The sequence below is a fragment of the Micromonospora sp. NBC_00389 genome (assembly GCF_036059255.1).
Taxonomy (GTDB): domain Bacteria; phylum Actinomycetota; class Actinomycetes; order Mycobacteriales; family Micromonosporaceae; genus Micromonospora.
The window spans coordinates 7,814,228-7,834,967 of the sequence record NZ_CP107947.1 but is presented as its reverse complement, the minus strand read 5'-3'; the positions used below and the strand labels follow the sequence as shown (position 1 = coordinate 7,834,967).

Sequence of the window (20,740 nt, the reverse complement as noted above, 5' to 3'; positions counted from 1 at the left end):
TGGTGTGCCGAGTTCCCGTGTGCCCGCGCCGCCGTGCACTGCTACCCGGCGAGCCGCCGCGGGGACGACCCGCCAGCAGCCTCAACGACAGGGAGTCCGCCTCCGATGTACGCGATCGTCAAGACCGGCGGCAAGCAGTACAAGGTCGCCGAGGGCGACGTGATCGAGGTCGAGAAGCTCACCGGTGCCCCCGGTGACGCGGTGAAGCTCACCGCGGTGCTCCTCGTCGACGGTGACGACCTGGTGACCGACGCGACGAAGCTTGCCGAGGTCGCGGTGTCCGGCGAGATTGCCGCGCACACCAAGGGCCCGAAGATCAAGATCCACAAGTTCAAGAACAAGACTGGCTACCACAAGCGCCAGGGTCACCGTCAGCCGCTGACCCAGGTCAAGGTGACCGGCATCTCCAGCGGGAAGTAGGTCGTCCTCCAATGGCTCACAAAAAGGGTGCGTCCAGCTCGCGTAACGGTCGTGATTCTGCGGCCCAGCGACTCGGCGTGAAGCGCTTCGGTGGTCAGGTTGTCAGCGCCGGTGAGATCCTCATCCGGCAGCGTGGCACCAAGTTCCACCCCGGTGACCTGGTCGGCCGTGGCGGCGACGACACGCTGTTCGCGCTGTCCGCCGGCTCGGTCCTGTTCGGCACCAAGCGCGGTCGCAAGACCGTCAGCATCGTTCCGCAGCAGTAGTTTTCCGGTTAAGCGGGCCGCGGACCTCCGGGTCCCGGCCCGCTTAGCTTTTTCGCAGTGCGGGGTCCGACCTCGCTGGAAGGATTGACGCCGTGGCGACGTTCGTTGACCGGGTCGTTCTGCATCTGCAGGCCGGCGATGGCGGGCACGGTTGTGCCTCGATCCACCGCGAGAAGTTCAAGCCCTTCGGTGGTCCGGACGGTGGCAACGGTGGGCACGGCGGCAGCGTGTCCCTGGTCGTCGACCCACAGGTGACCACGCTGCTCGACTTCCACTTCCGCCCACACGTCAAGGCCGACAACGGCAAGGGCGGCGCGGGGTCGAACCGGGACGGGGCCAACGGCCACGACCTGGTGCTCAAGGTGCCCAACGGCACCGTGGTGCAGACCTCCGACGGCACCGTGCTGGCCGACATGGTCGGTGCCGGCACCACCTTCGAGGTGGCCCGCGGCGGGCGCGGCGGGCGGGGCAACGCCTCGCTGGCCAACGCGAAGCGCAAGGCTCCCGGTTTCGCTGAGCTGGGCGAGCCCGGCGACCAGTTGGACGTGGTGCTGGAGCTCAAGAGCGTCGCCGACGTGGGCCTGGTGGGCTTCCCGTCGGCCGGCAAGTCGTCGCTGATCTCGGTGATCTCCGCCGCCAAGCCGAAGATCGCCGACTACCCGTTCACCACCCTCGTGCCGAACCTCGGCGTGGTCCGGATGGACAACCACACCTTCACCGTCGCCGACGTACCGGGCCTGATCCCCGGCGCGGCCACCGGCAAGGGGCTGGGCCTGGAGTTCCTCCGGCACATCGAGCGCTGCGCGGTGCTGGTGCACGTCATCGACTCGGCGACGCTGGAGCCCGGCCGTGACCCGGTCGCGGACATCGAGACCATCGAGGCCGAGCTGAAGGAGTACGGCGGGCTGGCCGACCGACCGCGGCTGGTGGCCGTGAACAAGGTCGACGTGCCGGACGGCCGCGACCTCGCCGAGATCGTGCGCCCCGACCTGGAAGAGCGCGGCTACCGGGTGTTCGAGGTCTCCGCGGCCACCCGGGAAGGGCTCAAGGAGCTCACCTACGCGATGGCCGAGATGGTCGAGGCGCAGCGCAAGGCCGCGCCACCGGCCGAGCCCACCCGGATCGTGATCCGACCGATGGCCGTGGACGACGCCGGCTTCACCATCACGACCGAGGCGGACGGCTCGTTCACCGTCCGTGGCATCCGGCCGGAGCGGTGGGTCAAGCAGACCAACTTCGACAACGACGAGGCGGTCGGCTACCTGGCCGACCGGCTGGCCCGGCTCGGGGTCGAGGAGAAGCTGGCCAAGGCCGGCGCGCAGCCTGGTGACCTGGTCCGGATCGGCGCCCGCGAGTTCGACTGGCAGCCGACGCTCTACGCCGGCGTGGAGTACGTGCCCGGCAACCGGGGCACCGACGTCCGGCTGGAGGAGAAGTCGAACCGGGCGTCGGCGGCGGACCGGCTTGCCGCGCGCAAGGCCCGCCGGGTGCGGTCGGCCGACGAGGTGGGTGCCGACGCGTCCGACGACATCGAGGACCTCGACGACGAGGACGACGCCGAATAGCCCGGTGCGCTCCGTGATCGGGTTGATTGCCGGAAACCTCCGCGAAATCCGCCCCGCCTAGCGTTGGGTGATGCTGATCGAAGTCCGGCCCACCACCGATCCGGAGATCGCCGCCCTGGTCATCGCACAGCAGCGTGAGCTGCGCGTGGCGACGGCGGGTTGGACGGGCAGGTCACCGTCACCCACGACGACATCCGCTACCTCGCGGTGGTGGTGAACGGCCGGGCGGTCGCCTGCGGTGGGCTCCAGTCGCTCGACACCGCCACCGGCGAGGTCAAGCGGATGTACGTCCGGCCGGCGTACCGGGGTCGGGGCATCGCCCGCCAGTTACTCGCCGCGCTGGAGGAGTTGGCGTTCCGCCAGGGGCACTCGGTGGTATGCCTGGAGACGGGCACCTACCTACCGGCCGCGATCGGGCTGTACACCTCGTGCGGCTACGACCGGATCCCGGTCTACGGCGAGTACGTGGACAACCCGTACAGCGTCTGTTTCGCCAAGCGGTTGCCGGTCGCGGCCTGACGACCCCGCCGCCGCACCCGGCGCTGTCGGCGCTCAGGCGCCGGTGCTGGCGTGCGACACGGTGACCGGCTTCGACTCCGGCGAGGCGTGCTGGCGCAGGACGATGCTCAGCAGGATCAGCGCGCCGACCGCCAGGAACTCGCTCTGCCAGTTCTGCATGGACTGGAACCAGAAGTCGCTGGTGCCGAGGAAGTCCCACACCCCGATCGGCGGTGCGCCGCTCTGCAACGCCTGCTCCTGGTTGTACGTGGCGGTGCCGCCGAGCAGGTGGCCGACGAACGAGCCGGCGAAGATCAGCAGCAGCGCGATGGAGAGGCTGTTGCGGTAGACGACCAGCGGCAGGCCACCGGCGCGCACCGGCCAGGGCGACTGCGGGGTGGCCCGGCGCTCGTCGTCCTCCGGCCGGTCGGTCTGGTCCACCGGCTTCGACTCGGCGGAACCCCGCTGCACCAGGTACGCGGTGAGCAGCACGTACCCGCCCATCTGGAGGAACTCCGACTCCCAGTTCTCGAAGACCGCCTCGGCGAAGTGCCCGGTGGTCAGGTACGCCGGCCAGCTCAGCGGCGCGGCGCCGAACTCGGTCAGTTCCTCGTTGTGGGTCTGCCAGCCGAAGACGCTCTGCAACACCAGGAAGACCAGGAACGCGCCGAGCATGGCGACGGCTAGCGCGTTGTCGCGCAGCCAACGAGGCATCTCGTCCTCCTTCGCGGATCAGCTCCCGATACCCACCTCGGTACGACCGCGAAACCGACGAACCGGCAGGTCAGTGCCGGTCGGCGGGAGTGTCCAGCCGCCCGCCGGCGCCGGCCCGGTTGGAGAGCAGCAGCCCGAGCGCGAGCATGCCGAAGCCGAGGGCGAGGTGCAGCCAGTTGTCGGCGTTGTTGACCGGCAGGATGTTCGCCCCGCCTTCCTCGTCGATGGCCTCGATCGCCAGCCCGTACAGCCAGAGGGCGAGGTAGATCGCACCGCCGCCGGCCAGGAAGAGCCGGGCTCCGGCGAGGCTCCGGGCCATCACCAGGCCGGCCAGCCCGAACAGCAGATGCACCGCGTTGTGCAGGATCGACACCTGGAACAGCCCGACCAGCCGGGCGTCCGAGTGGTGCCCGGCGAACCTCAGCTCGCCGTAGTCGGTGGTGATGCCGGGAATGAAGCCGAGGACGCCGATCAGCAGGAAGACCCCGGCCACGATCAACGCGGCCAGCTGGACCCGGGGCCGTGGGCCGGCCGGCCGGCCACCTCGCGCGTCTCGTGCCATCGCTGCCCCCTTCGTGGATCTGCCAGCCCTCGCGAACCTCACTGTCCGCAGCGGCGACGTGACGCAGCCCGACGATCCTCCATTTTGAAGTCGATCCGGCAGGCCGCGCAGAGAAATGCACGAAGAGGTATGGAAGCCAAAACGCAGGGTAGGTGAATGGTCGGCGGCCGCGGTAACGCAGCCGCATCCCCCCAGCACAACCGCGACGACTATCCGAGCGGAAGGGAAATCATGACTTACGATCTTTCACCTACGTCTTCCACGTACGGGCAGGAGTCGACCAACGGCGGTGGCGTCCGCGACCAGGCGCGCCAGGTCGGTTCCGAGGCCGCGCAGGCCGGCGGTGCGGTCGCCCAGACCGCCAAGGAGCAGGGCACCGAGGTCGGTCGTGAGGCTGCCCGGCAGGCCCGCAACCTGTACGGCGAGGCCCGCACGCAGCTCGCCAGCCAGACCGGTGAGCAGCAGCGCCGGGCCGCCGGTGGGCTGCGTTCGCTGGCCGACGAGATGCGCTCGATGGCCGAGCAGGGTGGCCAGGCCGGCCCGGTGAGCGAGCTGGCCCGTCAGGCTGCCGACCGGGTGCACGGCGCGGCCGGCTGGCTCGAGGAGCGCGAGCCCGGCGACCTGCTCACCGAGGTACGCGACTACGCGCGGCGTAACCCGGGCACCTTCCTGGTCGGCGCGGCGGTTCTCGGCGTGCTGGCCGGCCGGCTGACCCGCAGCATCTCCGCCGCTGGCGACGACTCTGGCAACGGCTCCTCGACCTACCGGGGCGCTGGGGCGTACGACCCGGAGCAGACTGCCGTGATCCCGACGCCGGCGCCCCGCGCGGTGCCGGACGCCGTCCCGTCGGGCGGCTACGCCGACCCGACCCCCGGCACCTACGCCGACCCGACCCCCGGCACCTACGCCGACCCGACCCCCGGCACCTACGCCGACCCGACCCCCGGCACCTACGCCGACCCGACCCCCGGCACGTACGCCGAGCCGACGCCTGGTGGCTACGCCGACCCGACGCCTGGTGGCTACGCCGACCCGACGCCTGGTGGCTACGCCGACCCGACGCCTGGTGGCTACGCCGACCCGACGCCTGGTGGCTACGCCGACCCGACGCCTGGTGGCTACGCCGACCCGACGCCTGGTGGCTACGCCGACCCGACGCCCGGTGGCTACGCAGACCCGCGCCGGGGCGACTACCCGGAGCAGACCGGCACCGGCCAGCCGCTGCCGCCGGTGACCCAGACCGATCCGCTGCCCGGCGTGCCGTCCAGCGGCACCACCCGCCCGTGAGCCACCGAGTCATCCGAAGGGAGGCGACGGCATGAGCATGCCGACGCAGGGGTCCGGACTGGACTCCGGTTACCACCCCGACGCGGGTGCCCCGCACACCGCGGCGGAGGTGAAGGGCAGCTCGATCGGTGAGCTGATGCGTCAGGTCACCGGTGACCTCTCGACGCTGATGCGCCAGGAGGTCGAGCTGGCCAAGGCCGAGATCCGCCAGGAGGGCAAGAAGGCCGGCAAGGCTGCCGGGCTCTTCGGCGGGGCCGGCTTCGGCGGCTACATGGTGGCGCTCTTCCTTTCGCTGGCCCTCTGGGCCGGGCTGTCCAACGTCATGGACGCCGGCTGGGCCGGGCTGATCGTGGCCGTAATCTGGGCGGCGATCGCTGCGGTTCTCTACTCCATGGCCAAGAAGAACGCCCAACACGTACGCGGCCTCAAGCAGACCAACGACAGCGTGCAGCGGATCCCCGACGCGCTCAAGCCCCACCCGGAGGGAGTCACCCGATGAGCACCGATCCCGACCAGATCCGCCGGGAGATCGAAGCCACCCGCAACAGCCTCAGCTCCGATGTGGACGCGCTGGCGTACAAGGTCAGCCCCAGCCGCATCGTCGACGACCGCAAGCAGCGGGCCCGCTCCGCGCTGCAGAATGTGAGGGACAAGGTCATGGGAACCGCGTCTGACCTCGGCCACGGCACCGGCCACGCCGCCCACTCGGTGGGCGACCGCGCCTCGTCGGCGGCCTCCAGCGTCAACGACGCCGCGCACTCGGCGGCCTCCACCGTCAGCGACGCCGCGCACAGCGCGCCGCACGTGATCCGGCAGAAGTCGGCGGGCAACCCGCTGGCCGCCGGCCTGATCGCGTTCGGGGTGGGCTGGCTGGCCTCCTCGCTGATCCCGGCCTCCCGTCGCGAGCAGGAGGCCGCGACCCAGATCAAGGAGAAGGTCGGCGAGCATAGCGGGGCGGTGAAGGAGAAGCTGGGCGAGGTGGCCAGCGAGCTCAAGGACGAGCTGCGCGAGCCGGCCCAGCACGCCGCCGAGTCGGTGAAGTCCACCGCCCAGGGCGCCGTGCACGTGGTCAAGGACGACACGAAGTCGGCTGCGCAGGACGTCAAGGACCAGGCCCAGCAGTCCCGCCAGCAGGTCACCTACTGATCCGTCCCCACCCCGACAGCCCGCGGCCACCCCGGTGCCCGCGGGCTGTTCCCTGCAAGGGGGCGGAGGCGGGAGGTGGGGTGGGCGGCTTGGCGGATTCGGGTGTTGCCATAGCGGGCTCCGCCCAGCAGGAAACGCCGGCCCACCGCCAGCCAACCGCACGCGCCGCGTTCCAGGAGCCACAGCGGGGCCGACAGCGCGGTTGTCGGCGGGAAGACCGTGCTGCCGCCAGCGCGACGGCGGCCCAACTCGGCCAGCGCGACGGTGCCGGCCGCCGCACCGAGCAGTAGTCCGGGTCGACGGGCCGCGACGGCCGCCGCCAGCGCCGGCAGGACCGCGAGCACCGTCAGCAGGCGGGCCGGCTGGGCCAGATCGTCGTACGCCTGGCGGACTCGTTGGCCGCGGAAGTGCGCGGCGTCCGGCGGCAGCCGGCGTACGTACAGCCAGGCCGGTGCCGCCTCGGTGCCGCCGTACGCCCGCACGGTGCGAATCAGCTCCAGGTTCTCGAAGAGCACGTTCGGGTCGTATCCGCCCATGCCGAGGAAGGTGCTGCGGCGAACCGCCAGCGTGCCCGGGTAGTCCGCCCCGAACGCCCGGTTGAGCAGGGTCCGGCCGGTGTCCCACCAGGCGTGCCAGGGCAGCGGGTCGAAGTAGTTCTGCGGTCGTACCAGGTCCACCCGGCCCAGCAACCCATGCACCGCGCGCAGCCCGGCGTCGTCGTACCGGACGTCGTCATCGGCGATCACCACGTGCTCGTGGCCCGCCACGCGGACGCCGGTGAGCACCCCGATCACCTTGCCGTTCAGCCCGTGCAGGGTGGGGTCGGGCGGCAGGTGCCGGAGGTTCAGTCCGCGCCACGCGGCGGCGTGCCGGGCGAAGAGATCCGGCGGCGAACCGTCGACGACGGTCACCTCGACCCGGTCGCCCAGCCAGCGCAGGTAGTCGGTCAGCTCGGCCAGGCCAACGTCGGTGGTCCGGCGCAGCGGCAGGACGTACGCCATCGGCAGTGCGGGTGGCGGCGTGCCGGCGCGGCCGTCGCTCGACCGCTCTCCGGCCCGCGCGCGGCCGGCCTCGGCCTTGCGGGCCGACGCCGGGTAGCGCTGCGGGTGCGGGCGGTCCATTCCCAGACGTCCGGGTCAGGCGGTGCGGCGGATATTGGTGAGGGTGAGGCCGGTGGGGGGCAGGACGGGCATCCTGTGCAGATCCAGGGCCAGGTTCTGCGGGGGGACTTCGTAGCGCATGGTGCTGGTCAGGTTGGTGACCGCCCGCTTCATCAGGTCGATGGTGATCCACTCACCGGCGCAGCGGTGCCCGGTCCTGTGGTCGCCGCCGCCCTGTGGGATCAACTCGAACGGGTCCACGCGGCGGCCGGCGAACCGTTCCGGGCGGAACAGCTCGGGCTGTGGCCAGAGCGCCGGGTGGTGGTTGGTGCCGTACAGGTCGAGCAGTACGCGTCGGCCCTGCGGAAAGTGGTGGCCCTCCCAGTCGAAGGAGCGCCGGACCCGGGCCGCGGCGGCCGGGAAGAACGGGTAGTAGCGGCGTACCTCCTGGACGAACTGCTCGGTGGCCTCGTCGTCCTCGCGGACCCGCTGCCGCCAGGCCGGGTGGTCGTGCAGGGCGAGCGCGGCGAAGACGATGAACCGGTCCACGGCGACCGTCGGCCGCAGCACGTTCAGCAGTTCGACGGCGGCGATCCGCCGGGGGAGGAGCCTGCCCCGGGCGTCCCGGTGCTCGGCGATCACCTGCAGCGCGCTGCCGGCCGGCGCGGCGACGCTACCGACCCGGGTCCGCTCGATGACGTCGGCGAGCCAGCGCTCGGCCCGGCGACGGGCGAGCCGCCCCCGCCAGTGCCGGGGGCCGACCACCGCCGGGGCTTCGATCATGGCGTGCAGCTCGACGGTACGGCGGTCGACCTGCGACGCGGCCAGCGGCACCCCGGCCCAGGCGCAGACCACCCGGGTGAGCAGCCTGCCCAGCTCGTCGTAGAGCACCACCGGCGCGGCACCCTCCCAGGCGGGGATCCGGGCCTGCCACTCGTCGTCGAAGAGCTGGCCCAGCTGCCGGATGGCGGTCGGCGTCATGATCGACATGAGCATCGCCTTGCGGTCCCGGTGCTCCGAGCCGTCCAGCCCCTGCACCCCGCCCCGACCGGTGAGGGTCCGCTGCACCCGCAGCGGCATCGCGGTGCGCCGCTGGAAGCGCTCGGTGTCGTAGAACAGCTCCGCCGCCGGCCTGCCGCGCAGGCAGATGGTCGGGGTCAGCAGGATCCGGGTCTGGAAGACGTCGCTGCCGTACCGGTCGCAACGCTCGCCGATGAACCGGTAGCCGGCGCGGAGGAACGCGAGCGTGCTGTCCGGGCTGCGGTCGGCCGGCATGGTCGCCATCGGGTCTCCTCACCTGCGGGTGGCGGCCGTCGCCGCTGGCCGGTCTCCCGTGCTGTCCGGGCTGCGGTCGGCCGGCATGGTCGCCATCGGGTCTCCTCACCTGCGGGTGGCGGCCGTCGCCGCTGGCCGGTCTCCCGTGCTGTCCGGGCTGCGGTCGGCCGGCATGGTCGCCATCGGGTCTCCTCACCTGCGGGTGGCGGCCGTCGCCGCTGGCCGGCCTCCTCGGTCGGCTGCGTCTACCCGGGTCAGCGCTCCTGAATCCCGCCGCCCGGATCGCTGCTGGGCCGGCGGTCCGCTCGCCGGGGCCACCGGATCGGCGTCTGCTGGCCCCTCCCACCGGCGCGGAAACCTGGTTGGCTTCTCGGTAGGTGGCCGGCCACAGAGCCGGGCCGGGCGGGTTGCCCGGTGGCGTGGCCGGGCGGCGACCACGGATCACGGGGAGGGGTGGATGCGGGACAACAGATCACCGTACTGGCGGCAGCGGCGGGTGGTCGGGGCGCTCGGCATCGGCAGGGGTCGAGACGGCGGAGGGCTGATCCGTCCGCCCGGAAGACCCACCCGGCCGCACCGGTTCTTCACGGTGCACCTGGGCTTCACCGCGCCGGGCGCGGCCGACGCCCGCGAGCTGGCCGTGGCGTACGCCGAGGCGCTGAGCCTGCTCCGCCCGGAGCTGGCGCTCGGCGCGGCGGCCCTGTCACCGGCCGACGCCTGGCAACGCGCCGAACGGCTGTTCTGCGGGGCGGTCGGCCCGGACGGGGAGCGCTGCGTCGACGTGGCCGACCACCCCGGCTTCCACCACGCCCCGGGTCCCGGCGGGCTCGGCTGGGGCGACGGCGACGGTCCCGGCGATGGCTGACGGCGTTGTGCCCCGGGTGGGGCACCGCGCCGGCGACAAGTGTCAGTCCAGGTCGAACTCGCCGTCCTGCGCGCCGGCGACGAACGCGTCCCACTCGGCCTGGGTGAAGACCAGCACCGCCCCCTCCGGCTCGGCGGAGTTGCGCATCCCGATCAGGTCATCGACGAAGGCGACCTCGACGGCGCTGTCGGAGGTGTCCCCGTCGGCCCGCTGCCAGACCGCCCGAGAGAGGTCGAAGTCGCCCTTGGGGTGCTGCGCCATGGTTCTTTCCTCCAGTGCCGAGGGTCGTGTGGTGACCGCGTGCGGATCCCCATCGGGCAGGATAAGCGGATGCCGAGCCTGACCCGTGTAGAGGCGACCGCGCGTGGCGCGGCGATTACTGTCGAGTCTTATCAGGTGGACCTCGACCTGACCGGTGGTGGGGAGCTGTTCCGCTCCCGCGTCGAGATCCGGTTCCGGGCGACCCCCGGCACCGCGACCTTCGCCGAGATCAAACCCGCCACACTGCTGGCGGTACGCCTCAACGACCGCGCCGTCGACCCCGGAGCGTTGACCGACAACCGGCTGCCGCTGAGCGACCTTGCCGCGGAGAACACCCTGGTCGTCGAGGCGGAAATGGCGTACTCCAACACGGGGGAGGGGATGCACCGCTTCGTCGACCCGGCCGACGGTGAGACCTACCTCTACGCGGTGACCTTCCTCGACAACGTGCAGCGCATCTTCGCCGCCTTCGACCAGCCCGACCTCAAGGCGTCGTTCACCCTCGCGGTCACCGCCCCGCCAGAGTGGACGGTGGCCAGCAACGCCGAGGTGGCCGCCAATCCCGTGCCCGGTCGTTGGGAGTTCGCCCCGACCGCGCCGCTGGCCACCTACTTCTTCTCGCTGATCGCCGGGCCGTACCACGTGCGGCGGGCCGAGCACGACGGCGTGCCACTGGGCATCTACTGCCGCCGGTCGCTCGCCGAGCACCTGGACGCCGACGCCGACGAGATCTTCACCATCACCCGGCAGTGCCTGGACCGGTTCCACCAGCTCTTCACCGAGCGCTACCCGTTCGGCAAGTACGACCAGGCGTTCGTGCCCGAGTTCAACGCCGGCGCCATGGAAAACCCCGGCATCGTCACCTTCCGCGACGACTACGTGTTCCGCTCGGCGGTCACCGACACCCAGCGCGAGCTGCGGGCCACCACCATCGCGCACGAGATGGCGCACATGTGGTTCGGTGACCTGGTCACCATGCGCTGGTGGGACGACCTGTGGCTGAACGAGTCCTTCGCGGAGTACCTGGGCACCCGGGTCACCGCCGAGGCGACCCGTTTCGATCAGGCGTGGACCACCTTCGCCATGCGCCGCAAGGCCTGGGGGTACGCCGCCGACCAGCGCCCCTCCACCCACCCGGTCGCTCCGGAGGAGGTGGCCGACGCCGACGAGGGCCTGCTCAACTTCGACGGCATCTCGTACGCCAAGGGGGCCAGCGTGCTGCGACAGCTGGTCGCGTGGCTCGGTGACGAGGCGTTCCTCGCCGGGCTGAACGCGCACTTCTCCGCGCACCGCTTCGGCAACGCGACCCTCGCCGACCTGCTGGCCAGTCTCACAATCGCGAGCGGCCGGGACCTCTCCGGCTGGGCCGATGTGTGGTTGCGCCGGCCGCAGGTCAACACGCTGCGCGCCGAGGTCGCCGTTGACGCCGAGGGCCGCTACGCCGAGGTGGCCGTGGTGCAGACCGCGCCCGAGTCGTACCCGGTGCTTCGCCCGCACCGGGTCGGCGTGGGCCGCTACTCGGCGGACGGCGCCGTGCGGCGCGACGAGGTGGACCTCGACCCGGCCGCCGACGGCGGCCGGACGGTGCTCGGCGAGCTGACCGGCCAGCCGGCGGCCCGGCTCCTGCTGCCCAACGACGGCGACCTCACCTTCGCCAAGGTGCGCCTCGACCCGGCGTCGGCGGATGCCGTGCCGCTGGTGCTGCCGGGGCTGGCCGACCCGTTGGCGCGGGCGGTGCTCTGGGGCGAGGCGCTGGACGCGGCGACCGACGGGGAGCGGCCGGTCAGCGGCCTGGTCGACCTGATGGTCGCCGCGCTGCCCGCCGAGACCGAGGTGATCATCGCGGAGGACGTGCTCACCCTCAGCCGGTCGCTGGTCGATCGCTACCTCGACCCGCTGACCCGGTCCGCGGCGCTGGCCCGGGTCGCCGGGGCGTGTCGGCAGTTGCTCGACGGCGCGTCGGCGGGGGAGTCGTTGCAGCTCGCCGCGGCGCGGGCGTGGATCGCCGCGACCACCGACGCGGACCTGCTCACCGGCTGGCTCGCCGGCCGGGACGTGCCGGCGGGGCTGAAGGTCGACGCCGAGCTGCGCTGGGCGGTGCTGCGCCGGCTGGTGGTGCTGGGCGCCGCCGGCGAGGCGGAGATCGTCGCTGAGGCGGCCGCCGACCCCAGCGCCACCGGCGCGGAGCGAGCCGCCCGCTGCCGGGCCGCGCTGCCCGACCCGGCCGCCAAGCAGGCGGCATGGGAGATCATCGTGCGGGACACCGAGCTGTCCAACCGGCTGTTGGAGGCGACGGCCGAGGGGTTCTGGCAACCCGAACAGGCCGAGCTGACCGCCGCGTACGTCGAGCGGTACTTCGCGGACATGCCGTCGGCCGCGCGACGGCGTACCGCGTGGACGGCCGACCGGGTGGCTTCCCTGGCGTTCCCCCGCTACGCCGTGGCGCAGCCGACCCGGGAGGCGGCCGCCGCGCTGCTGGCCCGCGACGACCTGACCCCGGGCCTGCGCCGGGTGGTCACCGACGCCGACGACGACCTGCGCCGTGCGCTGGTCGCCCGGACCGCGATGGCCGCTGCGGCGGCCTGACAGACCGGTCGGGGCGGGGTGGCCCACCGGCCACCCCGCCCCCGGCTCAGCGCAGCGCGGGCTCTGCCGTGACCGGCGCGTCCCAGTCGATGACGTAGCGCTGCTCGTGGGCGACCGTCTTCTCCGGGTCCATGGCGGTGCGCGTCAGCAGGGGCATCAGCAGCGGCATCAGCGTCCGGGCAACCGGCCCCGGCGCCTTGGCGTGGTTGATCCGCGCCGCGCGGGCGGCGACCTTCTCGACCCGCGCGCGGCGGAGCCGCTCGAACGCGGCGAACGCCGACGCCACGTCCGGCAGGTCGCGCAGGCAGCGGGCGAGCTGCACCGCGCTCTCGATGGCCAGCGACGCGCCCTGCCCGGAGCTGTTCGACGGCGCGTGCGCCGCGTCGCCGACCAGCACCATCCGCCCCCGGTGCCAGTGCGGCACGGGCGGCATGATCTGCAGCGAACCGACCACCTGGAGCTCGTCGGCGTTGCTGGTCGCCACCAGCTCCCGGCCCGGATCGTCGTCGCCGTAGGTGGTGCGCAGCGTGGCCAGCCATTCCGCCGACGGCACCGCGCGGGCCTCGACCAGGCTCATCGGCCGCTGCTGCGGCAGGTTGGCCCCCCACCGGGTGCCGCCGCCGGGCTCCGGCCAGTAGAGGTAGTAGCCGCGTCGCCCGAACGCGAAGGTCATCGTGCCCGGCTCGACGTCCACCTCGTGCCGGGCCACCGCCTCGAAGCCGAGCAGCCCGGTGAACCGGGGGCCGGGGGCGGCCGGGTCGATGAGACCACGGACCGTCGACCGGATGCCGTCGGCGCCGACCAGAATGTCGGCGGTGGCGGTGCTGCCGTCCTCGAAGCGGGCGGTTACGCCACTGTCCGTCTGCTCGGCGCCGACCAGCCGCTTGCCGTACGCGAAAGCGACGCCCTCGGCGACCGCCCGGTCGTGCAGCACCCGGTGCAGTTCGGCCCGGTGCACCACGCGCAGCGGCGGCACTCCGGACAGGATGGGCAGGTCGATGCGGCGGCGGCCGACCGCCATGACGCTGCGCTCGATCGGGGTGGCGATTGCCGTCACCGCCTGGTCCGCGCCGACCGTTTGCAGGGCCGCCACGCCGTTGGGCGCGAGCGCGAGCGTGCCGCCGATGCCGCCAACTCCGCTGGCGGTGGCGGGGTACGCCTCGTGGACGGTGGCGGTGATGCCGGCGCGGCGCAGTGCGAGTGCCGTCACCGGGCCGGCGATGCCGCCGCCGATGACGATCGCGGTTCGTACCGTGGTCATGTTCTCTCCCTGGGTGTCGTCGGTCCGTGCGCGGGCGAACCGACCTGGGAGGGAACCCGGTTATCCTCGTGTTTGCCGCTTCGGGCCGGGTGCCTTTCCAGGTGTCGGTTCGAGGTAAGGGCTCCGGCGGGGTGTTGGCGCACCCCGCCGGGGCCGTCTTTCAGTTGGGGGTCTCGGGGCGTCGGGTGCTGGGGTCGGGGGTGCTGGTCCTCTCCGCCAGCTCGGTCAGCTCGGCTGGCACCTCGCCGGTCTCGTGGTAGGCCCGCCAGATGTCCAGCCCGGGGTAGCTGCCCGAGGTCAGCTCGGCGAGCAGTGCCCGTAGCCAGGCCGCCTCGGCGGCGCGCATGGCCAGGTCGTACTCCGTCTCGACCAGGAACAGTCGCGGGATCTCCCGCAGGTGCGCGTCGAGCGCTTCGCGGTCCTGGCGGATCGCGTCGTCCAGCAGGTCGAGCCGCTGCCGCAGCAGGTCGGTGGCCTCGTCGGGATGCAGTGCGGCGAGCACGGACAGGCCGGCGCGGAAGCGGGGATGCTCGGGCATCGGGGTGGAGACCAGCTCGCGGGCCCAGTCGACCAGCTCCGCCCGCCCCGCGTCGGTGATCCGGTAGACGGTGCGTTCCGGGCGCCGGCCTTCGCGGAGGCTCTCCACCTCCTCGATCATGTCGTGTTTGTCCATGTTGCGGATCACCGTGTAGAAGGATCCCCACTTGAACTCCATGTCCTGGTCCTTGCCCCAGGCGCGCAGTGCGGTGGCGATCTCGTACGGGTGCATCGGCCGCTGGACCAGGGCGGACAGCACGGCCAGCGCCAGCAGGTTGCCGACCTTGCGCCGCTTCGGCACGACGTTCTCCCGTTCCTCGTATCCGATTACTCGTAGGCGAGTATATGCCCACGAGTGCCCGGAGCGCGACCCCTGAACCGGGCCGCAACGGCCAGCCCCGGCGTCCGGCCTACGATCACGGGGTGGAGGAAGATATCCGGCGGATTGGGATCATGGGTGGCACCTTCGACCCGATCCACCACGGGCACCTCGTCGCGGCCAGCGAGGTGGCGGACCGGTTCGGCCTGGACGAGGTGGTCTTCGTCCCCACCGGGCAGCCGTGGCAGAAGTCCGACGAGCCGGTCAGCCCCGCCGAGGACCGGTACCTGATGACGGTCATCGCCACCGCCTCCAACCCCCGCTTCCAGGTCAGCCGGGTCGACATCGACCGGAATGGGCCGACCTACACCGTCGACACGCTGCGCGACCTTCAGGCCGAGTACGGCCCCAAGGTGCAGCTGTTCTTCATCACCGGCGCGGACGCGCTGCAACGCATCCTGTCCTGGAAGGATCTGGACGAGATCTTCGAGCTGGCCCATTTCATCGGGGTGACCCGGCCCGGCTTCCGGCTCACCGACAAGCACCTGCCGGCGGACACTGTCAGCCTGGTCCAGGTGCCGGCGATGGCCATCTCGTCGACCGACTGCCGCGCGCGAGTGGCCCGGGGCGAGCCGGTCTGGTATCTGGTGCCCGACGGTGTGGTGCAGTACATCGGCAAGCGCAGCCTCTATCAGCGCTAATCACGCCCGATATGGGCCGTTTCATGCGCCTAATCGACCAGAACTGACAAGTCGGGGCGTCGCCGGGTATGAGACGCTTGGTGGATCGCACGGTTGATCGAAGGAGAACGGTGACAGTTTCCGAACGCGCTCACGAGCTGGCAATCGCTGCCGCCCAGGCCGCCGCCGACAAGAAGGCGCAGGACATCGCGATCATCGACGTCGGCGACCAGCTCGCCATCACCGACGCGTTCCTGCTCGCCGCCGCCCCCAACGAGCGTCAGGTGCTGGCCATCGTCGACGCCATCGAGGAGCGCCTGCTGGAGCTGCCGGAGAAGGCCAAGCCGATCCGGCGCGAGGGCGAGCGTGGTGGCCGCTGGGTGCTGCTCGACTACGTCGACATCGTGGTGCACGTCCAGCACACCGAGGAGCGCGAGTTCTACGGGCTCGACCGGCTCTGGAAGGACTGCCCCACCATCCCGTTCGTCGACCGCGACCTGGTCGAGGCCGACGCCGGCGGGTCCGCCGCAGCCGAATGACCCGACTGATCGTCTGGCGGCACGGCAACACTGACTGGAACGCTGCCAACCGAGTTCAGGGGCAGACCGACGTACCCCTGAACGAGCTGGGCCGCGACCAGGCCCGCGCCGCCGCCCCGCTGCTCGCGTCGCTGCGACCCGACGCCATCGTGTCCAGCGACCTGAGCCGCGCCGCGGAGACCGCCGCCGCGCTGGCCGCGCTGACCGGGCTGCCGGTCCGCACCGACGCTCGGCTGCGCGAGCGGCACTTCGGCCAGTGGCAGGGCCTGCACCTCACCGAGGTCGCCGAGCGCTTCCCGGCCGAGTACGCCCGCTGGCGGGCCGGTGACCCGGCCCCGGGTGCTGACCTGGAACCCCTGCGCGACCTCGGCGAACGGGTCGCCGCCGCGCTGCTGGAGGCGGCCGACGCGGCACCGGGCGGCACCGTGGTGATCGCCACCCACGGTGGCGGCTCCCGGCAGGGCGTCGGTCACCTGCTCGGCTGGGATCCCAGCGTGCTGCGCACCATCGGTTCACTGGCCAACTGCCACTGGACCGAGCTGCGGCACGACGACGTCCGCGGCTGGCAGCTGCGGGCGCACAACGTCGGCCTGGTCACCGCACCGGCCGTCGTCGACGCGGTCTGAGCCGCCGTCCCGTCCCCCCGCCGGCGTGATCCGACCGCCGTCCCCACCGCCCGCGGTGCGCTCGCGCTTCGGCGTTCAAGGCCTCGATCGGCTAGCGTGCCGGGCATGCCCGTCGCGGTCGTCATCGACTCCACCGCCTACCTCCCGCCCGACCTGGTGCAGGCGCACCGGCTGACCGTCGTCCCGTTGACCGTCGTGCTCAACGGCGCGGAAGGGCTGGAGGGGGTGGAGACCCAGCCCGCCGACGCCACCCTGGCGCTGAGCGGCCGGCGGGTCACGGCCACCACATCCCGACCGGCACCCGAACAGTTCGCGCAGACGTACCGCCGGCTGCTCGACGCCGGCGCCGACGGAGTCGTCTCGGTGCACCTCTCCGCCACCCTCTCCGGCACGGTCGAGGCGGCCCGGCTGGCCGCCGCCGACCTGGACGGCCGCGTTGCCGTGGTGGACAGCCGCTCGACCGGCATGGGCCTCGGGTTCCCGGCCATCGCGGCCGCCAAGGCCGCCGAGGCCGGCGCCGACCTGGCCGGGGTACGCGACGCTGCGCTCGCCGCCGTCGCCCGGACCACGGTCTGGTTCTACGTCGACACGCTGGAATTCCTCCGCCGGGGCGGCCGGATCAACGCGGCCGAGGCGCTGTTCGGCACCGCCCTGTCGGTCAAGCCGATCATGCACATGCCGGACGGCGCGATCGTGCTGCGGGAAAAGGTGCGGACCGCCAGCCGGGGAGTGGCCCGGCTGGTCGACCTGGCCGTCGAGGCGGCCGGGGACGACGAGGTGGACCTCGGGGTGCACCATTTGGCCGCGCCACAGCGGGCCGAGGCGCTGCTCGCCGCGCTGACCGAGCGGCTGGGTGACCGGCTGCACGACACGTACGTCTCCGAGGCGGGCGCGGTGGTCGCCGCGCACGCCGGTCCGGGGCTGGCCTGCGTGGTCGTCCACCGACGGCCGGCAGGCTGAGCCGGTGCCCACATCGTGCGTGGTGACCGGGGGAGGCCGTGGTGTCGGCCGGGCCGTGGTGGAACGGCTGGTGACGACCGGTGCCACCGTCGTCGTCATGGAACGTGACGCCGACGCGCTGGACTGGCTGGCCGGGCACCCGGCCGCCGACCGGCTGGTCGCGGTGGTCGGCGACGCCAGCGACGAGCGGGTGGCCGAGCAGGCCGCCGACCAGGCGGAGCGGGCCGCACCGCTGACCGGCTGGGTGAACAACGCGGCGGTGTTCCGGGACGCCTCGCTGCACTCGGCGTCGGCCGACGCGGTGCTGGACCTGATCGGGCAGAACCTGCGCCCGGCCGTGGTGGGCGCCGCCGTGGCGGTCCGCCGGTTCCTGGCCGCCGGTGCGGGCGGGTCCATCGTGAACATCTCGTCGCACCAGGCCCACCGACCGGTATCGGGCGCCCTGCCGTACTCGACGGCGAAGGCCGCCGTGGAGGGGCTCACCCGGGCGCTGGCCGTCGAATACGGGCGGCACGGCATCCGCGCCAACGCTGTCGCGCTCGGCTCGATCGCCACCGAGCGCCATGCCGACTTTCTGGCAACCCAGGAGCCCACCCAGGCCGAGTGGATCGACGCCGAACTGACCCGGCTGCACCCGGTGGGCCGGATCGGGCGGGTCGACGAGGTGGCGGAGGCGGTCGCGTACCTGCTGTCGCCAGCGGCGAGCTTCATCAACGGGGTGACTTTGCCGGTGGACGGGGGACGGGCTGTGCTCGGCCTCGACCCAGAGGCCCGCTGACAGTCAGCGGCCACGAGCCCAGTCGACGAAGCGGTCTGTGAGGTTGGCCGAAAGGGCGCTCGGGTTGAGCGCGGCCAGGTGGCCGGCTGCTTCCTCCTGAAGGGACGCCAGGTGGACCAGCAGGGCCGGGCGGTCGTTGCGGTACTCGCCGAGGAGCCACAGCTTCGCGGCCGAGCAGGGCCAGGCGATCCCGCAGGTCCGGCATCGCCAGGACGGCTTGATCGGAGCATGCTTCGGGCGGCCGGTCATCCGCCGACCCTCACCGGGCTTCGGCGGACCGACTGGCGACGTCCCGGGACGACCGCAGGGGCCTTCACCCAGTGGGCACCCTCCGGCATGAAGAACAAAGACCGCCGAGCCAGCGCCGTGCCGTCAGGCGCGAGCTGGTAGGCGTCGATCCACAGCCAGCCGTCGTACGTGATCCAATCCAGGACCCGGATGACCCGAACCGTGATGGGTCGGAAGAACTGCGGGCTTGCCGCGCGGGTCAGGAGCAGGACCTCGCTGGAATGAACCTTGCGCGCAATAACCGACCCCCGACCGTGATCGGGAACGCGGTAGCCGACCTGGCCCGGCCCACGGAACGGCGGGATGAACGGCCTGATGGGGCCTGGTACGACCGGGCTGGCGGGCGGTGACGTCGGTGGCGGGTTTGCGGGCTTCGGCTGCGGCTTGTCGTTCGGCACGGTCTCCCCTGGACGCTGGTGGGAGGGGCCGCCCCGTGAGTGCTCGCCCGTGGGGCGGCCCCGCTACGAACGCGTCCGCCGGGTTCGGGTCCCTGCCGGCCGCGCCGTCTACGAAGCACCTTGCCAAGGGTTGCAGGTCGAACACACTGCGTAGCAGTATCTCCAATGGACGTGCAGAACGTTCCGGGGAGGAATCGGATGAACCATGCAGTCATTGAGGCGATGTCGGCAGCGGGCGAGACAGCGGACAGCCTCGCAGCTCAGATAGGCGTCGACCCGAAGACGGCAGCCAAGTGGGCGAACCCCGGACGTATCCCGCAGACTCGCCACCGATCGAAGGTCGCAACGATTCTCGGTCGCGAGGAGGGGGACCTTTGGCCGGATGTGCTCAAACGCCGGGAGCCCGTGTGGTTCCGCCCCTGGGTGGACATCGAGCGGGAGGCGGTGGCACTGCGCGGCTTTCAGCTTGCCTGGGTTCCCGGCCTGTTCCAGACCGAGGCGTACGCACGGGCAACGGTCGAGGGCGAGGGGCTGTTGCCCATTAAGGTGGACGAGATGGTGGCGGCCCGAACCGGGCGGCACGCGATCCTGCGACGACTGGGCGGACCGCTCTACGTAGCCGTCCTCGATGAGAACGTCCTCCGGCGGCAGGCGTACGGCGATCGGGCACTCATGGCCGAACAGCTCGCCTACCTGGTCGAATGTGCACAGCTTCCCTCGGTGCAGATTCACATCGTGCCCCAGGACGTCGGCATGTACCCCGGCCTCGGTGGCCCGTTCACGATCGCTGAGCTTGGAACCGGAGTGCACGTGGCGTACGTCGACAGTCAGGCTCAAGCGCAGATCATCGATGAGCCAACCGAGATTGTTACCCTGAACCGACGGTGGGAACGGATCCGGGGCGAAGCCCTTCCTCGTGGTCGCTCCCTGGATCTTCTGAGGGAGGCAGCAAGATCATGGACATGACCGGCGCGCGGTGGCGCAAGTCCGCGAAGAGTGGGAACAACCAGGGTGACTGCGTCGAGGTCGCCGACAACCTGCCCGGCGTCGTGCTCGTCCGCGACACGAAGGACCGCGACGGCGGCACGTTGACCTTCGGGCCGGCGGCCTGGCAGAGCTTCGTGAGCCTGGCAAAGGGAATTGGCACCGTAAGCTGACCAGACCTAAGCAGGAGCCCGGGTCACCCGTGATGGTGTGCCGGGGCTTATCTGTTGCAGGACGCGCGTGTTCGGGAACTGCTCTTCTCTAGCTGGTGGAAGCGGCCCGTTCGTAGGCCAGGGTGAGTTCGGCGAGGACGCCGTCGGCAGGGTGTGGACGGCCTTCGAGGTGCGCGGCGCGGAGTTCGTCCATGAACCTCTCCCATAAGTCAGGACCGCCGTGAGCGAGAAGTTCGGCGCGGATCGACAGCTCAGGTGATGTTGGGAGCCATCGGGAGCCCCAGGCGCCGAGGTGAGCCATGAGTGGAACGAGTTCGATCGCTGCCTCGGTGAGCCGGTACTCGATCTTCTGTCGGTGGCTCGGGTCATCGTGCCGAGTGAGCAGGCCCGCGTCGACGAGCTTCGACAGGCGGCTGGCGAGGATGTTCGACGCGATGCCTTCGATCGAGTTCGTGAGCAGCTCGCGGAAGTGCCTGTGGCCGCCGAACATGATGTCCCGCAGCACGACCAGGCTCCATCGGTCGCCCAGCAGTTCGGCGGTCAGATTGATCGGGCACCCCGATTTTCCCTCCGACACGGGCAGGCGACCGACCCCTACTGGTTGCAGCATGCCATCAGTCTAGTACGGTGCAACCGGTTGTAAGTTGCAATC

The 20,740-nt window shown here is 71.8% G+C and carries 26 protein-coding genes; 16 read left to right on the top strand and 10 right to left on the bottom strand.

Translation table 11 applies throughout. The features are described from left to right. Positions 1 to 105: 105 nt before the first annotated feature. From rplU to OG470_RS36970, 4 genes are all read left to right on the top strand, one after another. Positions 106 to 420: a 50S ribosomal protein L21 gene (gene rplU / locus OG470_RS36985; protein WP_328419425.1), complete on the top strand. Its 315-nt coding sequence runs from the start codon at positions 106 to 108 to the stop codon at positions 418 to 420. 11 nt (positions 421 to 431) lie between these two features. Next, positions 432 to 686 carry a 50S ribosomal protein L27 gene (gene rpmA, locus OG470_RS36980; protein WP_109818441.1) on the top strand — a complete coding sequence of 85 codons (255 nt, stop codon included), beginning with the start codon at positions 432 to 434 and terminating at the stop codon, positions 684 to 686. A 92-nt stretch (positions 687 to 778) separates the two neighbouring features. Further along, on the top strand, positions 779 to 2,251 hold the full coding sequence (obgE, locus tag OG470_RS36975; RefSeq protein WP_328419421.1) for a GTPase ObgE: 1,473 nt from the start codon (positions 779 to 781) through the stop codon (positions 2,249 to 2,251). Positions 2,252 to 2,410: 159 nt separating this feature from the next. Further along, complete coding sequence (locus OG470_RS36970) at positions 2,411 to 2,770, top strand: GNAT family N-acetyltransferase (protein WP_328419419.1); 360 nt, start codon at positions 2,411 to 2,413, stop codon at positions 2,768 to 2,770. A gap of 33 nt (positions 2,771 to 2,803) precedes the next feature. On the opposite strand, the gene OG470_RS36965 is transcribed toward OG470_RS36970, so the two are convergent. After that, a complete protein-coding gene (locus OG470_RS36965; protein ID WP_328419417.1) occupies positions 2,804 to 3,463 on the bottom strand; it encodes a DUF6766 family protein in 660 nt (219 codons plus the stop codon). A gap of 70 nt (positions 3,464 to 3,533) precedes the next feature. Next, the gene (locus OG470_RS36960; RefSeq protein ID WP_328419415.1) at positions 3,534 to 4,025 is read right to left on the bottom strand and encodes a DUF4383 domain-containing protein; all 492 of its coding nucleotides are present in this window, start codon (positions 4,023 to 4,025) and stop codon (positions 3,534 to 3,536) included. 231 nt (positions 4,026 to 4,256) lie between these two features. Here OG470_RS36960 and OG470_RS36955 point away from each other — a divergent pair, with 231 nt between their 5' ends. From OG470_RS36955 to OG470_RS36945, 3 genes are read left to right on the top strand one after another with little or no spacing between them, the layout of a single operon-like run. Further along, complete coding sequence (locus OG470_RS36955; protein ID WP_328419413.1) at positions 4,257 to 5,312, top strand: hypothetical protein; 1,056 nt, start codon at positions 4,257 to 4,259, stop codon at positions 5,310 to 5,312. Positions 5,313 to 5,343: 31 nt separating this feature from the next. Next, the gene (locus OG470_RS36950; protein WP_328419412.1) at positions 5,344 to 5,811 is read left to right on the top strand and encodes a phage holin family protein; all 468 of its coding nucleotides are present in this window, start codon (positions 5,344 to 5,346) and stop codon (positions 5,809 to 5,811) included. Beyond that, entirely contained in the window at positions 5,808 to 6,458 is a 651-nt protein-coding gene (locus OG470_RS36945; protein ID WP_328419411.1) for a DUF3618 domain-containing protein, read from the top strand. Before OG470_RS36950 ends, OG470_RS36945 begins: the two co-directional genes overlap by 4 nt. Here OG470_RS36945 and OG470_RS36940 read toward each other — a convergent pair. Together OG470_RS36940 and OG470_RS36935 are read right to left on the bottom strand one after the other, a co-directional pair. Beyond that, on the bottom strand, positions 6,452 to 7,579 hold the full coding sequence (locus OG470_RS36940) for a glycosyltransferase (protein ID WP_328419410.1): 1,128 nt from the start codon (positions 7,577 to 7,579) through the stop codon (positions 6,452 to 6,454). The two genes, OG470_RS36945 and OG470_RS36940, sit on opposite strands and share 7 nt — an antisense overlap. 15 nt (positions 7,580 to 7,594) lie before the next feature. Beyond that, complete coding sequence (locus OG470_RS36935) at positions 7,595 to 8,842, bottom strand: cytochrome P450 (RefSeq protein ID WP_328419409.1); 1,248 nt, start codon at positions 8,840 to 8,842, stop codon at positions 7,595 to 7,597. A gap of 448 nt (positions 8,843 to 9,290) precedes the next feature. On the opposite strand from OG470_RS36935, the gene OG470_RS36930 reads away from it, so the two are divergent. Continuing rightward, complete coding sequence (locus tag OG470_RS36930) at positions 9,291 to 9,698, top strand: hypothetical protein (protein WP_328419407.1); 408 nt, start codon at positions 9,291 to 9,293, stop codon at positions 9,696 to 9,698. A gap of 42 nt (positions 9,699 to 9,740) precedes the next feature. Here OG470_RS36930 and OG470_RS36925 read toward each other — a convergent pair whose 3' ends face one another. Further along, positions 9,741 to 9,959: a DUF397 domain-containing protein gene (locus OG470_RS36925; RefSeq protein ID WP_121653657.1), complete on the bottom strand. Its 219-nt coding sequence runs from the start codon at positions 9,957 to 9,959 to the stop codon at positions 9,741 to 9,743. Between the two features lie 69 nt (positions 9,960 to 10,028). On the opposite strand from OG470_RS36925, the gene pepN reads away from it, so the two are divergent. Beyond that, positions 10,029 to 12,545 (top strand): aminopeptidase N, encoded by a 2,517-nt coding sequence (pepN, locus tag OG470_RS36920; protein WP_328419402.1) that lies wholly within the window; start codon positions 10,029 to 10,031, stop codon positions 12,543 to 12,545. 46 nt (positions 12,546 to 12,591) lie between these two features. Here the strand turns inward: pepN and OG470_RS36915 are convergent, their stop codons facing one another. Then, entirely contained in the window at positions 12,592 to 13,806 is a 1,215-nt protein-coding gene (locus tag OG470_RS36915) for an FAD-dependent monooxygenase (RefSeq protein WP_328419400.1), read from the bottom strand. A 160-nt stretch (positions 13,807 to 13,966) separates the two neighbouring features. Further along, positions 13,967 to 14,644 carry a PadR family transcriptional regulator gene (locus tag OG470_RS36910; protein WP_328419398.1) on the bottom strand — a complete coding sequence of 226 codons (678 nt, stop codon included), beginning with the start codon at positions 14,642 to 14,644 and terminating at the stop codon, positions 13,967 to 13,969. Positions 14,645 to 14,766: 122 nt separating this feature from the next. On the opposite strand from OG470_RS36910, the gene nadD reads away from it, so the two are divergent. The 5 genes from nadD to OG470_RS36885 all read left to right on the top strand — a co-directional run bounded on the left by nadD (position 14,767) and on the right by OG470_RS36885 (position 18,245). Beyond that, positions 14,767 to 15,363 (top strand): nicotinate-nucleotide adenylyltransferase, encoded by a 597-nt coding sequence (gene nadD / locus OG470_RS36905; protein ID WP_328419396.1) that lies wholly within the window; start codon positions 14,767 to 14,769, stop codon positions 15,361 to 15,363. 110 nt (positions 15,364 to 15,473) lie between these two features. Beyond that, on the top strand, positions 15,474 to 15,881 hold the full coding sequence (gene rsfS / locus OG470_RS36900; protein WP_328419394.1) for a ribosome silencing factor: 408 nt from the start codon (positions 15,474 to 15,476) through the stop codon (positions 15,879 to 15,881). Then, positions 15,878 to 16,507, top strand: coding sequence for a histidine phosphatase family protein (locus tag OG470_RS36895; protein ID WP_328419392.1), 630 nt, complete (start codon positions 15,878 to 15,880; stop codon positions 16,505 to 16,507). The genes rsfS and OG470_RS36895 overlap by 4 nt, the downstream gene beginning before the upstream one ends. Before the next feature lie 105 nt (positions 16,508 to 16,612). Next, positions 16,613 to 17,467, top strand: a complete 855-nt coding sequence (locus OG470_RS36890; protein WP_328419390.1) for a DegV family protein — start codon at positions 16,613 to 16,615, stop codon at positions 17,465 to 17,467. Between the two features lie 4 nt (positions 17,468 to 17,471). Beyond that, entirely contained in the window at positions 17,472 to 18,245 is a 774-nt protein-coding gene (locus OG470_RS36885) for an SDR family NAD(P)-dependent oxidoreductase (RefSeq protein ID WP_328419388.1), read from the top strand. A gap of 3 nt (positions 18,246 to 18,248) precedes the next feature. On the opposite strand, the gene OG470_RS36880 is transcribed toward OG470_RS36885, so the two are convergent. Next, positions 18,249 to 18,494 carry a flavin reductase gene (locus OG470_RS36880; RefSeq protein WP_328419386.1) on the bottom strand — a complete coding sequence of 82 codons (246 nt, stop codon included), beginning with the start codon at positions 18,492 to 18,494 and terminating at the stop codon, positions 18,249 to 18,251. Next, positions 18,491 to 18,772, bottom strand: coding sequence for a hypothetical protein (locus tag OG470_RS36875; RefSeq protein ID WP_328426847.1), 282 nt, complete (start codon positions 18,770 to 18,772; stop codon positions 18,491 to 18,493). The genes OG470_RS36880 and OG470_RS36875 overlap by 4 nt, the downstream gene beginning before the upstream one ends. 357 nt (positions 18,773 to 19,129) lie before the next feature. Here OG470_RS36875 and OG470_RS36870 point away from each other — a divergent pair, with 357 nt between their 5' ends. Both OG470_RS36870 and OG470_RS36865 read left to right on the top strand, forming a co-directional pair. Beyond that, positions 19,130 to 19,897, top strand: coding sequence for a DUF5753 domain-containing protein (locus OG470_RS36870; protein WP_328426845.1), 768 nt, complete (start codon positions 19,130 to 19,132; stop codon positions 19,895 to 19,897). Beyond that, positions 19,888 to 20,088 carry a DUF397 domain-containing protein gene (locus OG470_RS36865; RefSeq protein WP_328419384.1) on the top strand — a complete coding sequence of 67 codons (201 nt, stop codon included), beginning with the start codon at positions 19,888 to 19,890 and terminating at the stop codon, positions 20,086 to 20,088. The genes OG470_RS36870 and OG470_RS36865 overlap by 10 nt, the downstream gene beginning before the upstream one ends. 88 nt (positions 20,089 to 20,176) lie before the next feature. Here the strand turns inward: OG470_RS36865 and OG470_RS36860 are convergent, their stop codons facing one another. Further along, the gene (locus tag OG470_RS36860; protein ID WP_328419382.1) at positions 20,177 to 20,698 is read right to left on the bottom strand and encodes a winged helix-turn-helix transcriptional regulator; all 522 of its coding nucleotides are present in this window, start codon (positions 20,696 to 20,698) and stop codon (positions 20,177 to 20,179) included. Between the last annotated feature and the right edge of the window lie 42 nt (positions 20,699 to 20,740).